The following is a 16,906-nucleotide window of genomic DNA, read 5'->3' on the forward strand; positions in this document are numbered from 1 at the left end:
GGCGGCCCGGAGGCCGCCCGCCGTGGTCGTGCGTCAGGCGCCGGTGATCGTCCCCAGCCAGTCCTCCATGATCGCGGCCGTGGTGGCGGAGTCCTCCCGGACCATGGACAGGTGGTCGGCGTCGACCATGCGGACGTGCGCCGACGGGATCAGCGGCTCCTGCTGCCCGCCGGTCTCCCCGCCGGTGCCGAGCGCCTCCGACTCCGTGCCCAGCAGCTGCCGGTCGCACTGGATCATCAGGACGGGCGCGGTGGTCGGCCGGACTTCCAGCCGGTTCAGCAGGACCATCCAGCGGCCCATCGCCGAGAGCCGGGAGTTCGTCATCCGCACCGGGGAGGCGTCGCGGCCCGCGAAGTTGAGCCGCATCATGCCCGCGTAGTCGACGCCCTCGTCGCTGTTGTGCTGGATGCTGAGGGTGTCCAGCAGGACCACGGCCTCCGGCCGGATGCCCCAGGTGCTCTCCAGCAGCCCGGCGGCCGCGTAGGCGAACGAGCCTCCGGAGGAGTGGCCGACCAGGACGAACGGAGCACCGTCGCTCGCGCGCAGCGCGCTCTCCGCGATCACCCGCGTGGCGCTCTCGGGCGTCGCGGGCAGCCGCTCACCGGTGGCGAAGCCGATCAGCGGCAGCGCCGACACGTCCCGCCGGCCCCGGAAGTGCGCGGCGAGCCGGGCGTACTGGTGGACGCCGCCGTTGGCGGTGGGCGCGCTCACACAGATCAGCTTCGGCCCGTCCGGGCCCTCGGCGAGGGTCGCCGGCAGCGGCAGGTCCTCGAGCTCGGCCGTCGCCTCGAACGTCGGGCGCAGCGCCGCGACGGTCGCCAGCATCTTCTGGGCCTCCGGCATCTTGCCGTTGGTCATCGCGTCGAGGAACAGCCGCTCCAGCGAGTCGATCTCCGGCTCGCCGGACGGGATCCGCAGCCCCTCCCCCTCCGTGGTGCCGTCCGGGCCGGGCTGCGAGGCGAGCTCGCTGCGCAGCCAGGCTGCCAGGTCGGCGGGGGTCTTGCTGTCGAAGACGAGGGTCGCGGGCAGCCGCAGTCCGGTGGCGGCCGCGAGCCGGTTGCGGAGCTCCACCGAGGTCAGGGAGTCGAAGCCCAGCTCGTAGAAGTCGCGCCGCTCGCCGATCTCCTCGACGGAGGCGTGGCCGAGGACGGCCGCCGCCTCGGTGCGGACGACGTCGACGACGTGCCGTACGCGGTCGGCCTCCGGCATCTCCAGCAGTCGCCGGGTGAACGAGGCGGGGGTGCCGGAGCCGCCCGCGGCGGTCGCGGCGGCGCGCCGGCCGCCCTTGACCAGGCCGCGGAAGAGCGGCGGCACGTCGCCCACGGGCCGCATGGTCCCGGCGGCCAGGCCCAGCGGCACCACCAGCGACTCGTCGGAGCCGAGGGAGGAGAAGAACAGGTGGAGGCCCTGTTCGACCGTCAGGGGCGGCATGCCGCCGCTCTGCATCCGCTGGACGTCGGCCTCGCTGAGCTTGCTGGTCATACCGGCGTCCTGGGCCCATGGTCCCCACGCCAGCGACATCCCGGCGAGGCCCTGGTCCCGGCGGTGCCGGGCGAGGAGGTCCAGGAAGACGTTGGCGGCGGCGTAGTTGCCCTGGCCGGGGCTGCCCATGGTGCCCGCGACGGACGAGAAGGTGATGAAGGCGGCGAGGTCGACGCCCAGCTCCCGGGTGACCTCGTGGAGGTTCCACGCGGCGTCGACCTTCGGGCGCAGGACGCCCGAGAGCCGGTCGGGGGTGAGGGAGGTGATCACACCGTCGTCGAGGACACCGGCCGTGTGGATCACGGCGGTCAGCGGATGGGCGGCGGGGATCGATCCGATCAGCTCGCGGGTCGCGGCACGGTCCGCGGTGTCACAGGCGGCGACGGTGGGCTCCGCGCCCAGTGCCCGCAGTTCCTCGGCCAGTTCGGCGGCGCCGGGCGCGGCGGGGCCGCGCCGGCTGGTCAGCAGCAGGTGCCGTACGCCGGAGGCGGCGAGCCGCCGGGCGAGATGCCCGCCCAGGGCGCCCGTACCACCGGTGATGAGCACGGTCCCGTCGGCGGGCCAGGGCGACTCGCCGACGGCCGGGGCCGGGTTCGCGGTGGCGGGCAGCTGGGCCAGCCGGCCCACCCGCGTCTCGCCGCCGCGCACCACGAACTGGGCGTCGCCGCTGGCCAGCAGGCCCGGCAGGACCGGGAGCAGCGAGGACAGGTCGGCGTCGGCGTCGAGGTCCACCAGCACGAACCGGTCGGGGTGTTCCGCGTGCGCCGAGCGCACCAGGCCCCAGACCGTACCGGCGGCCAGGTCCGCGACGGCGTCGCCCGCTCCGGCGGCCACGGCGCCACGGGTGACGAAGACGAGCCGGGAGGCGGCGTACCGGTCGTCGGCCAGCCACTGCTGGAGGAGCTGGAGGACACGGCCGGTCAGGGCGTGCACGGCGGCGGGGACGTCGCCGGGCGCGTCGTCGCCGTCGGCGGTGCCGGAGAGGTGAACGAGGACCAGGTCCTCGTCGCCCTCGACGCCCGCCAGGGACACGGCCCCGTCGGCGCCGGTGCCGAGCGTCACCGACCGTACGCTCCGGTCGGCGCGTACCTCGGGTGCCGGGATCCAGTCCACCCGGAACAGCGGATCGCGTCCTCGGGCAGCGGTGATCTCCGCCGAAGGAGCGCTCAGCGTCAGGGATTCCGCCGAGAGAACGGGCGCGCCATCGGCGTCGACCGCCGCGAGGGACACGGTGTCCTCGCCGGTACGGGCGATCCGAGCGCGCAGCACGGAGGCGCCGGCGGCGTGCAGGGAGACCCCGCTCCACTCGGCGGCCTGCGGGATCACGTCCTCGTCCGCGCCGCCCGCGAACCCGGCGGCGTGGGTGACCGCGTCGAGCAGCGCCGGGTGGAGCCCGAAGTACCGGGCGTCGTCGGCGGAGTCACCGGGCAGCCCGGCCTCGACGAACGCCTCGTCACCGCGGACCCACACCGCCCGCAGGCCCTGGAAGGCCGGGCCGTAGTGCGTGGCGTCGTAGAAGCCGTCCAGGTCGACGGCCGTGGCGCCGGTGGGCGGCCAGGTGGAGACGTCCAGGTCCGCGACCCGCTCGCCGGAGGCGAGGAGGCCGGTGGCGTGCTCGGTCCACGGCTGGTCGAGGGCGTCCTCGGGCCGGGAGTGGACCCGGATCGGGCGGGCCCCCGCCTCGTCCGGCGCGCCGATCCACACCTGGAGGGCGAGCGCGGAGGCACCGGTGAGGGCGAGCGGCTTGGTCACGGTCAGCGTCTCGACCCGGTCGCAGCCGACCTGGTCGCCCGCGCGCACCGCGAGTTCGACGAACCCGGCGGTGGGCATGACGACCGCCTCGCCCACCGTGTGGTCGGTGAGCCAGCCGTGCACCAGCAGCGAGAGCCGGCTGGTGAACAGCACCCCGCCGGCTTCCGCGAGCGACACCGCGGCGCCGAGGAGGGGGTGGTCGGCGGGCACCAGACCCGCCGACGTCACATCACCGCTGAGCGCGGCGGGGCGGGGCCAGAAGCGCTCGTGCTGGAACGCGTACGTGGGCAGGTCGACGCGCCGGGCGGACGTACCGACGTACCAGGCCGCCCAGTCGACCTCGACACCGGAGACGTGGAGCTGGGCGAGAGCGGTGAGGAGAGCGGTCTCCTCAGGGCGGTCCTTGCGCAGGGCCGGGAGGGAAAGCAGATCCCGATCGGCGTCGAGGGTGTGCTGGGCGAGGGCGGTGAGAACACCGTCGGGGCCGAGCTCAAAGAAGGCGGTAGCGCCTGCCTCGCTCAACGCACGGACACCGTCGGCGAAACGGACGGCCTCACGGACGTGACGGACCCAGTACTCGGGGGTGGCGACAAGCTCGGCCGTGGCCGACTCACCCGTCACGTTCGAGATAAGGGGGATCGTGGGGGCCTGGAACGACAGCCCCTCGATGGCCCGGCGGAAGTCCTCCAGCATCGGGTCCATGAGCGGCGAGTGGAAGGCGTGGCTGACGGAGAGCCGCTGGGTCTTGCGGCCCTCGGCGGCCAGACCCTCCGCGATCCGCAGAACAGCCGACTCCTCACCCGCGATGACAACGGCGTCCGGGCCATTGACAGCGGCGATCGAGACATCAGCGGTGAGACGAGGCGTGACCTCGTCCTCGGACGCCTGCACAGCCACCATCGCACCACCGGAAGGCAGCGCACTCATCAACCGCGCACGCGCCGCCACGAGGACACACGCATCCTCAAGAGAGAAGACACCCGCGACATGCGCAGCAGCGATCTCACCAATCGAATGACCAGCGACAAAGTCCGGACGCACTCCCCACGACTCCACCAGCCTGAACAAAGCCACTTCAAGCGCGAAAAGCGCAGGCTGAGTGAAACCCGTCCCGTTCAGCGCCTCGGCGTCGACACCGAACATCACCTCGCGCAGCGGACGTTCCAGCTCCGCGTCCAGCAGTGCCGCCGCCGCGTCGAAGGCCTCCGCGAAGGCGGGGAACCGCTCGTACAGCTCCCGGCCCATGCCCGCGCGCTGCGAGCCCTGGCCCGAGAAGAGCACCGCGAGCGACCGGTCCACGGCAGCCCCGCGGGCCACCTCGGACACATCGCCATCAGCGCCCGCCAGCAGCACCGCGCGGTGGTCGAAGACCGACCGCCCCTCCGCCAGCGAGAATCCCACGTCCCCCGCATCGCCGTCCGCCGAGGACGTCAGGCGCTCCACCTGCTCCGCCAGCGCTCCCTCCGACTTGGCCGACACCACCCACGGCACCGGCCCACCCGACGAAGCACCACGCTCGGCAACGGACTCGGGAGCCTGCTCCACGATCACATGCGCGTTCGTGCCGCTGATGCCGAACGACGACACACCCGCACGCCACGGACGCCCCACCTCCGGCCACGCCCGAGCCTCCGACAGCAACTCCACCGCACCCGCCGACCAGTCCACGTGGGAGGACGGCTCGTCGAGGTGGAGTGTCTTCGGCAGGACGCCGTGGCGCAGTGCCAGCACGGTCTTGATGACGCCGGCGACGCCGGCCGCGGCCTGCGCGTGGCCGATGTTGGACTTGAGCGAGCCGAGCAGCAGCGGCCGGTCGGCCGGGCGCTCCTGGCCGTAGGTGGCGAGGAGGGCCTGGGCCTCGATGGGGTCGCCGAGCGGGGTGCCCGTGCCGTGACCCTCGACGGCGTCGACGTCCGCGGCGTTCAGGCCCGCGGCGGCCAGGGCCTGGCGGATGACGCGCTGCTGGGAGGGGCCGTTGGGGGCGGTGATGCCGTTGGAGGCGCCGTCCTGGTTGACGGCGGAGCCCCGGACGACGGCCAGCACCGGGTGGCCGTTGCGGCGGGCGTCGGAGAGCCGTTCCAGGACGAGCATGCCGACGCCCTCGGACCAGGCGGTGCCGTCGGCGGCGTCCGAGTAGGCCTTGCAGCGGCCGTCGGGGGCCAGGCCGCCCTGGACGGTGAAGCCGGCGAAGCTCGCCGGGGTCGTCATCACGGTGACACCGCCGGCCAGGGCCAGCGAGCACTCGCCGTCGCGCAGGGCCTGCGCGGCCCAGTGCAGGGCCACCAGGGAGGACGAGCACGCGGTGTCGAGCGTGGCGGCGGGGCCCTCCAGGCCGAAGGTGTAGGAGATCCGGCCGGAGATCACGCTGCTGGCGAGGCCGGTGCCGGTGTGGCCGGCGACGTCCTCGCGGGAGTTCAGCACCAGCTGGGCGTAGTCCAGGCCGTTGGTGCCGACGTAGACGCCGGTCCGGCTGCCGTGGAGGCTCTCGGGGGCGATCCCGGCGCGCTCGAACGCCTCCCAGGACGTCTCCAGCAGGAGCCGCTGCTGCGGGTCCATCGCCAGGGCCTCGCGCGGCGAGATCCCGAAGAACCCGGCGTCGAAGCCGGCGACCCCGTCGAGGAAGCCGCCTTCCAGCGTGGCGCTGCGGCCCCGGCCGCCGGGGCCGCCGGTGCGCAGGGTCTCCAGGTCCCAGCCGCGGTCGGCGGGGAAGGGGCTGATGCCGTCGCGTCCTTCGGAGACCAGTCGCCACAGGTCCTCCGGCGAGGCCACGCCTCCGGGCAGACGGCAGGCCATGCCGACGATCGCTACGGGATCGTCGGCGAGGGAGAACTCCTCCGACAGGCCACCACCATCTGCGGTGCCGAGCTCGCCCTCTCCACCGCTTCCGTCGGACAGCCGGTCGAGGAGGTGTTCGGCGAGCGCCGTGGACGTGGGGTAGTCGAAGACGGTGGTGGCCGACAGGTGGAGGCCGGTGGCCAGGTTGATCCGGTTGGGCAGTTCGATCGCGGTCAGCGAGTCGAAGCCGAGGTCGCGGAACTTCCGGTCGGATTCGACGGCCGCCGCGTCGGCGTGGCCGAGGACGGCCGCCACGTGCGTCCGGACCATGGCGACCAGCGGTTCGAGCCGCTCGTGCGCGGGCAGTCGCCGCAGCCGCTGCCGCAGGGCGGAGCCGGCCGAGTCGCTCTCCTCACGGGAAGCGGTGGTCTCCGTACGGGTGGTGCGGATGCCCGGCAGGTCCTTGAGCAGGGCGCTGTCCCGTACGCCGAGGAGGGTGTCGAGGACGCGCGGCTGCTGGAGGTCGAGGAGGACGAGACCGGACTCGGGACGGGTGACGGCCTGCCGTACGGCGGCGATCGCCAGATCCGGGTGGACGGCGGGGTACGGCTGCTGGGGGTTCCCGAGCGGCTGTCCGTCGCCCGACGGTTCGTCACCGATCCAGGCGCCCCAGGCCAGGGAGGTCGCGGTGAAGCCCTCGGCGCGGCGCCGGGCGGCCAGGGCGTCGAGGACCGCGTTGGCGGCGGCCAGGGTCGCGCGGCCCGCGCTGCCGACGGTGCCCGCGACGGACGAGAACAGGACGAAGGCCGCGAGGTCGTGGTCGCGCGTCAGCTCGTCCAGGTGGAGGGCGGCGGTGACCTTCGCGCGGTGGACGGCGGCGAACCGTTCGGGGGTGAGGTCGGCCAGTACGCCGTCGTCGACGACGCCAGCCGCGTGCACCACGGCGGTCAGCGGCGCGTCCTCGGGGACGGCGGCGAGCACGGCCGCGAGCGCGTCGCGGTCGGCCGCGTCGCAGGCGGCGACGGTGACCTTCGCCCCCAGCTCGCGCAGCTCCGCCGCGAGTCCGGCGGCGCCGGGCGCCTCCTCGCCCCGGCGGCCGACGAGCACGAGGTGGTGCGCACCCGCCTCGGCCAGCCAGCGGGCGATCCGCCCGCCGCGGCCGCCCGTACCGCCGGTGATCAGTACGGTGCCCTTGGGCTCCCAGCCGTCGTCCGGCGCGCCCGCGGGGGTCTGCGCCAGCCGGCGGCCGTACACGGCGGAGGAGCGCACGGCGACCTGGTCCTCGCCGTCGGAGCCGGTCAGGACGCCCGCCAGGCGGTGGGCGGTCCGGTCGTCGAGGTCCTCGGGGAGGTCGACGAGGCCGCCCCACTCCGCCGGGTACTCCAGGGCGGCCACCCGGCCCAGGCCCCAGACGCCCGCTTGTTCGGGGGCGGTGAGCCGGTCCGAGCGGCCGATGGAGACCGCGCCGCGCGTCACGCACCACAGCGGTGCCGTGACGTCCGCGTCGCGCAGGGCCTGGAGGAGGACGGCGGTCGAGGCGACCGCGCCGTCCGTGAACGGCGCGAGCAGGGAGACCACGCCCGCGAAGTCCGTGCCGGCGGTGGCGAGTTCACGCAGCCGCTCCGCCAGGGCCTCCCGGTCCGGGGCGGTGGCCCCGGGGGCGGGATCGACGTCGAGGCGGATCGTGTCGGTCCCGACGGCCTCGGTCACGGCCGTCGTCCACGCCTCGTCGGCGGGGGTGAGGGCGGTGCGGGCCGGGGCGACGACGAGCCAGGTGCCCGCCGGGCGGCGGCCGGGCGTACCGCCGGACAGCGGCTTCCACGCCTCGCGGAAGCGTATGGCGTCCAGCATGGCCTGGCCTCGGCGGTGGCGGCGCCAGGTGGACAGGGCGGGCAGGACGGCGCCGAGGGCCTCGGCGCTGACGTCGAGGTCGGCGGCGAGGCTGTCGACGTCGAGGTCCTCGCCCTCGACGACGGCCCAGAACCGCTGGTCGACCGGGTCGCCGGCGGAGTCCACCGGGCCGGCCGCCGCGGGCCGGGGCCAGAAGCGCCGGCCCTGGAAGGCGTACGTGGGCAGCTCGACGCGCCGGGTGCCCGTACCGTCGAACAGCGCGGCCCAGTCGACGTCGACGCCCGCCGCGTACAGTTCGGCGACCGCGGTGACGAGCGTGGTCTCCTCGGGGCGGCCCTTGCGCAGGGCGGGTACGGAGACGACGGCCCCGGTCCCGTCGAGGCTGTGCCGGGCGAGGGCGGTGAGGACACCGTCGGGGCCCAGCTCCAGGAACGCGGTGGCGCCGTCGGCCGCCAGCGCCCGTACGCCGTCGGCGAAGCGGACGGTCTCGCGGACGTGGCTCACCCAGTAGTCCGCCGAGCGCGGCAGGCCCGGCGCGGCCACGGCGCCCGTGACGTTGGAGATCAGGGGGATACGGGGTTCGCCGAACGTCAGGTCCTCGACGATCTGGTGGAAGTCCTCCAGCATCGGGTCCATCAGCGGCGAGTGGAACGCGTGGCTGACGGAGAGCCGCTGGGTCTTGCGGCCCTCGGCGGCCAGGCCCTCGGCGATCCGCAGAACGGCCGCTTCCGCACCGGCGATGACGACGGCGTCGGGGCCGTTGACGGCGGCGATCGACACACCGGCGGTCAGCAGGGCCTCGGCCTCGTCCTCGGACGCCTGGACGGCGACCATCGCACCGCCGGCGGGCAGTTCGCCCATCAGCCGGGCGCGGGCCGCGACGAGCTTGCAGGCGTCCTCCAGCGAGAACACACCCGCGACATGCGCCGCCGTGATCTCGCCGACGGAGTGACCGGCGACGAGGTCCGGCCGTACTCCCCACGACTCCACCAGCCGGAACAGCGCCACTTCGAGTGCGAAGAGCGCGGGCTGGGCGAAACCGGTCCCGTCCAGCAGGGCCGCGTCGCCCTCGAACATCACCTCGCGCAGCGGACGCTCCAGCTCCGCGTCCAGCAGCGCCGTCACCGCGTCCAGCGCCTCCGCGAAGACCGGGAAGCGGGCGTACAGCTCCCGTCCCATCCCGACCCGCTGCGAGCCCTGGCCCGAGAACACCACGGCCAGCGACCCGCCCGAGGCGGCGCTACCGCGTGCCGCCTCGGCCGTCCGGCCGTCGGCGTCCGTCAGCAGCACCGCGCGGTGGTCGAAGGCCGACCGGCCTGCCGCCAGCGAGAAGCCGACCTCGGCGGGGGTCAGTTCCGGCCGCTCGGCCACCCAGGAGCGCAGTCGCTCCAGCTGGGCGTCCAGCGCGTCGGCCGACTTGGCCGAGACGGGCCACGCGACGGCCGTCATGGCGTCGGACCGGCCGTCCCGCTCCGTCGCCCCGTCCTTCGGCTCGGGCGCCGGGGCCTGCTCCAGGATCGTGTGCGCGTTGGTGCCGCTGATGCCGAACGCCGACACGGCCGCCCGGCGGGGCCGGCCCGTCTCGGGCCAGGCCTGCTCCTCCGTGAGCAGCCGGACGTCACCGGCCGTCCAGTCGACGTGCGAGGACGGCGCGTCGATGTGCAGGGACTTCGGGAGAGTCCCGTGGCGCATCGCCATGACCATCTTGATGACGCCGGCGACACCGGCGGCCGACTGGGTGTGGCCGATGTTGGACTTCACCGAGCCCAGCAGCAGTGGCTGTCCTTCGGCGCGGCCCTGGCCGTAGGTGGCCAGCACGGCCTGGGCCTCGATCGGGTCGCCCAGCGTCGTGCCCGTGCCGTGCGCCTCCACGGCGTCGACGTCGGCCGTCGACAGTCCGGCGCTCGCGAGGGCCTGGCGGATGACGCGCTGCTGGGAGGGGCCGTTGGGGGCGGTGAGGCCGTTGGAGGCGCCGTCCTGGTTGATGGCCGAGCCGCGCAGGACGGCCAGCACCTCGTGGCCGTTACGGCGGGCGTCGGAGAGCCGCTCCACGACGAGCATGCCGACGCCCTCCGACCAGCCCGTGCCGTCGGCCGTGTCGGAGAAGGCCTTGCAGCGGCCGTCCGCGGCGAGCCCACCCTGGCGGGTGAAGCCCGGGAAGCCGACGGAGGTGGACATGATGGTGACACCGCCGGCCAGCGCCAGCGAGCACTCGCCCGAGCGCAGGGCCTGCGCGGCCCAGTGCAGGGCCACCAGCGAGGACGAGCACGCGGTGTCGAGGGTGACGGCCGGGCCCTCCAGGCCGAAGGTGTACGAGACGCGGCCGGAGACGACGCTCGCGGCGAGGCCGGTGCTGGTGTGGCCCTCGACGTCGTCGTCGGAGTTCATCACCAGCATCGTGTAGTCCTGGCCGCCGGTGCCGACGAAGACGCCGGTGCGGCTGCCGCGCAGGCTCTCGGGGGCGATCCCGGCCCTTTCGAAGGCCTCCCACGAGGTCTGGAGGAGGAGCCGCTGCTGCGGGTCCATGGCGAGGGCCTCGCGCGGGGAGATCCCGAAGAAGTCGGCGTCGAAGTCGGCGATGCCGTGGAGGAAGCCGCCCCGCGAGGTGGCGCTGCGGCCCCGGCCGCCGTCCCGGTCGTCGCCGCCCAGCAGGGTGTCGAGGTCCCAGTCGCGGTCGGTGGGGAAGTCGGAGATGCCCTCGCCGCCCTGGGCGACGAGCCGCCACAGGTCCTCCGGCGAGTTCACGCCGCCCGGCAGCCGGCACGCCATGCCGACGATGACGATCGGGTCGTCGGCGACGTCGACGGCCGAGGCGCCGGAGTGCGCGGGCGTGTCGGCGTTGTCGTGCTCGTCCAGCAGCAGGGCCAGCAGGTGTTCGCCGAGCGCGGTGGGCGTGGGGTAGTCGAAGACCAGGGTCGCGGAGAGGCGCAGGCCGGTGGCGGTGCTGAGCCGGTTGCGGAGCTCGACGGCGGTCAGCGAGTCGAAGCCCAGGTCGTGGAATTCACGCCGGTCGCCGACGGCCTTGGCGGAGGCGTGACCGAGGACGGCGGCCGCCTCGGCCCGTACGAGGTCCACGACGAAGCGGAGACGCTCGTCCTCGCGCAGCTCCCCCAGCCGGCGGGTGAGCACGGCGGCCGTGCCCGCGCCGGCGGCGGTGGTCGCGGCGGCACGCCGGGTGGTCTTCACCAGGCCGCGCAGGACGGGCGGGACCGGTCCGGCCACCCGGACGGGGCCGGAGACGGCGCCGATGGCGACGAGGTGGGCGGCGTCGCAGATCCCGGCGGCGTCGAAGAACGCCAGGCCCTGCTCGACGGTCAGCGGCGGCACCCCGGACGAGGCGATGCGCTTCATGTCGGCCTCGGACAGCGTGCCCGTCATACCGGTCGACTGCGTCCAGGCGCCCCACGACAGGGACTGGGCGGCGAGACCCAGGGCCGTACGGTGCCGGGCCAGCGTGTCGAGGAAGACGTTGCCGGCGGCGTAGTTGCCCTGTCCGGCGGCGCCGGTGACTCCGGCGATCGACGAGAAGAGGACGAAGGCGGCGAGGTCGAGGTCCTTGGTGAGGTCGTGGAGGTGCCAGGCCGCGTCCACCTTCGGGGACATGACGGAGGAGAGCCGTTCCGGGGTCAGCCAGGCGACGACGCCGTCGTCGAGGATGCCCGCCGTGTGGATCACCGCTGTCAGCGGGTGGGCGGCCGGGATCCCGGCCAGCACGGCGGCGAGCGCGTCGCGGTCGGCCACGTCGCAGGCGGCGACGGTGACCTCGGCTCCCTTGGCGGTCAGCTCGTCGCGGAGCTGCGTCGCGCCCGGGGCCTCCGGGCCTCCGCGGCTGACCAGCAGCAGGTGTTTGACGCCGCGTTCGGCGACGAGGTGGCGGGCCAGTACGCCACCGAGGCCGCCGGTGCCGCCGGTGATGAGGACGGTGCCCTCGGGGTCCCAGGCGCGGGGCATGGTGAGGACGATCTTGCCGATGTGGCGGGCCTGGCTCATGTGGCGGAAGGCCTCGCGCGCCCGGCGGACGTCCCAGGTGGCGACGGGCAGCGGCCGCAGCGCGTCCTCGGCGAACAGCGCGAGCAGCTCGGACAGCATCCCCTGGATCCGGTCCGGGCCGGCCTCGGCGAGGTCGAAGGCCCGGTACCGCACCTCGGCACCGTCGATCCCGGTCACGGACCGGGGGTCGCGAATATCGGTCTTGCCCATCTCCAGGAAGTGGCCCCCGGGAGCCACGAGGCGGAGGGAAGCGTCCACGAACTCGCCGGCCAGGGCGTTGAGGACGACGTCGACGCCGCGTCCGCCCGTGGCCGCGAGGAACCGCTGCTCGAAGTCGGTGGTCCGGGAGGAGGCGATGTGGTCGTCGGGGACGCCCAGTTCACGGAGGGTGTCCCACTTGGCCTCACTGGCGGTGGCGAACACCTCGGCGCCCAGGTGCCGGGCCAGCTGGATCGCGGCCATGCCGACGCCGCCGGCGCCCGCGTGGACCAGGATCGACTGCCCGGCCCGCAGCCCGGCCAGGTCCTTCAGCGCGTAGAGGGCGGTGAGGAACACCAGCGGCACCGACGCCGCCTCCTCCGCCGTCCACTCCTCCGGCACCCGCGCCAGGAACCGCTCGTCGACGACGGCCATGGTGCCGAAGCCACCGGGCACCATGCCCATGACCCGGTCGCCCACCCGCACACCGGTGACCTCGGGCCCGGTCTCGACGACGACACCGGCGGCCTCGGCGCCCAGCAGCCCCGCCTCGCCCGGGTACATGCCCAGGGCGTTCAGCACGTCACGGAAGTTCACACCGGCGGCCTCGACCCCGACCCGGACCTGTCCGGGCGCGAGGGGCGCCAGCGTCTCGGGGCACGGAGTGAGCACCAGCCCGTCCAGGCTGCCCTTGGCGGCCGTGTCCAGCCGCCACGGCACTCCGGCGGGTGGCAGCAGACCGGCGGCCGCGCTCAGGTGGTCGAGCCGGCCCACGCGGACGAGGCCGTCGCGTACGACGAACTGGGCGTCGTCCGTGGCGAGCAGAGCCGGCAGGACGGGCAGCAGCGGGGCGAGGTCGGCGGCCTCGTCGAGGTCGAGGAGGACGAGCCGCCCGGGGTGCTCCGACTGCGCGGAGCGCACCAGGCCCCACACGGCGCTCGCGGCGATGTCCCCCACGGCCTCGCCGTCGTCGGCCGACACGGCGTTACGGGTGACGAAGACGAGACGGGAGCGTTCGGAGTGGCGCTGGGTGAGCCAGTCGTGGAGCAGGTGGAGGACACGGGTCGTCAGCTCGTGCGCGGCGGCAGGGACGTCGCCGGGCGTGGCGGCGCCGTCGGAGGTGCCGGAGACGTGGACAAGGACCAGGTCCTCGTCGCCCTCCAGGTCGGCCAGGCCGGCGACGGTCGCGTCGACACCCGGCCCGTCGGCACCCAGCCACACCGCCTTCACGGCCTCGGCCGCGGCCACGTCCGGGGCGGGGATCCAGTCGAGCGACAGGAGCGCGTCGTGCTCGGCGCTACGAGCGGCGGCGGCAGGGGACACAGCGGCGGACCGGGCGCGGAAGGCGAGGGTCTCCACCGAAAGCACCGGGGCGCCCTCGACGTCGACGACCGCGATGGACACCGACTCGTCGCCGGCCCGCGCCAGCCGGGCCCGCACCACGGACGCCCCGCCGGCGTGCAGCGACACACCGCTCCAGCCGAAGGGCATCAGCAGGTGGTGCTCGTCACCCACACCGGCGAAGCCGTGGGCGTGCAGCACCGCGTCCAGCAGGGCCGGGTGAAGACCGAAGGCACCGGCGTCCCCGGCGGCGTCGGCGGGCAGCGCGGCCTCGACGAACACCTCGCCCTCGCGCAGCCACACCGACCGCAGCCCCTGGAAGACGGGCCCGTACTCGGTCCGCCCGTAGAACTCCTCAAGGTCGACGACCACCGCGTTCTGCGGCGGCCAGACCGTCGCGTCGAAGGCGGAGACGCGCTCGCCCGCCGTCAGCGTGCCGGTGGCGTGCTCGGTCCACGGGCGGCCGGGGGCATCGTCCGGACGGGAGTGGACGGTCAGGGCACGGGTGCCCGACTCGCCGGGCGCGCCGACCAGCACCTGGATCAGGACCGCGCCCTCCTCGGGCAGCACCAGCGGGGCGAGGAGCGCGAACTCCTCCACCCGGTCGCAACCGACCTGGTCCCCGGCGCGCAGGGCCAGCTCCAGGAACCCGGTGCCGGGGAACAGCGCGGAGTCGCCCAGGACGTGATCGGCCAGCCACGGGTGGGTGCGCAGCGACAGCTTGCCGGTGAACAGCACCTCCTCGGAGTCCGCGAGGGCGAGCGTGGCACCGAGGAGGGGGTGCCCGGCGGGCATCAGCCCGGCACCGGTGACGTCGCCGGTGAGGGCGGCGGGGCGGGGCCAGAAACGCTCGTGCTGGAAGGCGTAGGTGGGCAGGTCTACGTGGCGGGCGGACGTACCGGCGTACCAGGCCGCCCAGTCGACCTCGACGCCCGACACGTGGAGCCGGGCGAGGGCGGTCAGGAGAGCGGTCTCTTCCGGGCGGTCCTTGCGCAGGGCCGGGACGGAGAGCAGATCCTTGTCGGGGTCGAGGGTGTGCTGGGCGAGGGCGGTGAGGACACCGTCGGGGCCGAGCTCAAAGAAGGCGGTGGCGCCTGCCTCGCTCAGCGCACGGACGCCGTCGGCGAAACGGACAGCCTCGCGGACGTGCCGCACCCAGTAGCCGGGGGTGGCGACGAGCTCGGCCGAGGCGACCTCACCCGTCACGTTGGAGATCAGCGGGATCGTGGGGGCCTGGAACGACAGCCCCTCGATGGCCCGGCGGAAGTCCTCCAGCATCGGATCCATCAACGGCGAATGGAACGCGTGACTCACCGACAGCCGCTGGGTCTTACGACCCTCGGCGGCGAAACCTGCGGCGATGGCCAGGACCGCGGCCTCGTCACCGGCGATGACGACAGCCGCCGGACCGTTGACAGCGGCGATCGACACACCGGCGGTGAGACGACCAACCACCTCGTCCTCGGACGCCTGCACAGCCACCATCGCACCACCAGAAGGCAGCGCACTCATCAACCGCGCACGCGCCGCCACAAGGACACACGCATCCTCAAGAGAGAAGACCCCCGCGACATGCGCGGCAGCGATCTCACCGATGGAGTGACCCGCGACGAAGTCCGGACGCACCCCCCACGACTCCACCAGCCTGAACAAAGCCACTTCAAGCGCGAAAAGCGCAGGCTGAGTGAAACCCGTCCCGTTCAGCGCGTCGGCGTCGACACCGAACATGACGTCCCGCAACCCGTCGAAACGAGCCGTCACCTCGTCCAGCGCCCCCGCGAACACCGGGAACCGGGCATACAACTCCCGCCCCATCCCCAGCCGCTGCGACCCCTGACCCGAGAACAGGAACGCCGGCTTGCCCTCGACGTCCCCGGTGACACCACGCGCGACCTCATGGGCCTCGTCGCCGCCCGCCAGCAGCACGGCGCGGTGGGTGAGGTGGGAACGGCCGGTGGCCAGCGAGTGGCCGATATCCGCCGGCGAGTCCGTGCCCACCAGGGCCGTGATCCGCTCCAGTTGCGCCGCCAGAGCGGCCTCGGTCTTGCCGGACACCAGCCAGGGCACCACGGTCGGCGACGGGGCCGCCGGGGCCGACGCCGGCTCTTCGGTGGGCTCGTCCGCCGGGGCCTGCTCGACGATGACGTGCGCGTTCGTGCCGCTGATGCCGAACGACGACACACCCGCGCGCCACGGCCGGTCCACCTCCGGCCACGCCCGCGGCTCCGTCAGCAACTCCACCGCACCCGCCGACCAGTCGACGTGGGTGGAGGGCTGGTCGACGTGCAGCGTCTTCGGCAGGACGCCGTGCCGCATCGCCATGACCATCTTGATGATCCCGGCGACACCAGCCGCAGCCTGCGTATGACCGATGTTGGACTTCACCGAGCCAAGCCACAACGGCCGGTCCGCGTCCCGCTCACGACCGTACGTCGCCAGCAGCGCCTGCGCCTCGATCGGGTCACCCAGCGTCGTACCCGTACCGTGCGCCTCCACCGCGTCCACATCGGCCATCGACAGGCCCGCGCTCGCCAGCGCCTGGCGGATCACCCGCTGCTGCGACGGGCCGTTCGGCGCCGTCAGACCGCTCGACGCACCGTCCTGGTTCACCGCGGACCCGCGTATCACGCCCAGGATCCGGTGCCCGTTGCGCTTGGCGTCCGACAGCCGCTCCAGGACGAGCACGCCGACGCCCTCCGACCAGCCCGTGCCGTCGGCGGCGTCCGCGAACGCCTTGCAGCGGCCGTCCGCCGCCAGACCGCCCTGGCGGCTGAAGCCCGCGAAGCCCATCGGCGTCGACAGGACCGTCACACCGCCGGCGAGCGCCAGCGAGCACTCTTCGTTGCGCAGCGCGTGGGCGGCGAGGTGGAGGGCGACGAGGGACGACGAGCACGCCGTGTCGACCGTCACCGCCGGGCCCTCCAGCCCGAAGGTGTACGAGACGCGTCCGGAGAGGACGCTGCCGGCGAGGCTGGTGCCGCCGTGACCCTCCACGTCCTCCTGCGAGTTCATCACGACGCCCGCGTAGTCCACGCCGTTGGTGCCGACGAAGACGCCCGTCTTGCTGCCCTGGAGGGAGGCCGGGGCGATGCCCGCGCGCTCGAGCGCCTCCCAGGAGCTCTCCAGCAGCAGCCGCTGCTGCGGGTCCATCGTCACGGCCTCGCGCGGCGATATGCCGAAGAAGTCGGCGTCGAAGCCGGCCGCGTCGACGAAGCCGCCCTCGGCGGTGGCGCTGGCACCCTCACTGCCATCGCCGCCGTCGCCCGTCAGGGCGTCGAGGTTCCAGCCACGGTCGGTCGGGAACGCCGTGATGCCGTCACGTCCCTCGTGCAGCATCCGCCACAGGTCCTCCGGGGACCGCACCCCGCCCGGCAGCCGGCAGGACATGCCCACAATGGCGATGGGCTCCTGCTTTCCGGCCTCGACTTCCAGCAGCCGTTGGCGGGTCTGGTGCAGATCTGCCGTGACCCACTTGAGGTAGTCAACGAGCTTGCTGTCGTTCGACATTGCGTGGAAC

At 74.1% G+C, this 16,906-nt stretch carries 1 protein-coding gene; it reads right to left on the minus strand.

Features of this window, described 5'->3' with window-relative positions; translation table 11 throughout:
* Window positions 1-33: 33 nt before the first annotated feature.
* Entirely contained in the window at window positions 34-16,896 is a 16,863-nt protein-coding gene (locus tag AB0E98_RS09595) for a type I polyketide synthase (RefSeq protein ID WP_361700484.1), read from the minus strand.
* Window positions 16,897-16,906: the final 10 nt, after the last annotated feature.

This window comes from Streptomyces sp. NPDC037389, assembly GCF_040636475.1.
Classification (GTDB): domain Bacteria; phylum Actinomycetota; class Actinomycetes; order Streptomycetales; family Streptomycetaceae; genus Streptomyces; species Streptomyces hesseae.

What these genes read in the sequence shown, in the direction of transcription:
- AB0E98_RS09595 (WP_361700484.1), bottom strand. Translation starts at nt 16,896, where the DNA reads ATGTCGAACGACAGCAAGCTCGTTGACTACCTCAAGTGGGTCACGGCA.